Origin of the sequence: Vogesella mureinivorans (assembly GCF_007644035.1) — a bacterium.
GTDB classification, from domain to species: Bacteria; Pseudomonadota; Gammaproteobacteria; order Burkholderiales; family Chromobacteriaceae; genus Vogesella; species Vogesella mureinivorans.
In genome coordinates, this window is record NZ_VMTV02000187.1 from 1 (window position 1) to 255 (window position 255).

Sequence of the window (255 nt, forward strand, 5' to 3'; positions counted from 1 at the left end):
CCGAGGCCCATCAGGTGCTGGGCCTGAACGGCCTGCGCGACCACGTGCGCCTGCGCACCGACGGCGGCATCCGCACGGGCCGGGACGTGGTCATCGCCGCCCTGCTGGGGGCCGAGGAGTTCGGCATCGGCACCGCCAGCCTGATCGCCGTCGGCTGTCTGATGGTGCGCCAGTGCCACTCCAACACCTGTCCCGTGGGCGTCTGCGTCCAGGACGAACGCCTGCGCGCCATGTTCACCGGCACGGCCGACAAGG

1 protein-coding gene is annotated in these 255 nt (G+C 72.2%); it reads left to right on the forward strand.

All coding sequences use genetic code 11. The annotated features are described in order from the left end of the window. Positions 1–255: glutamate synthase-related protein (locus tag FLQ44_RS07730; RefSeq protein WP_147693933.1), on the forward strand; the 255-nt coding region annotated here is incomplete at both ends.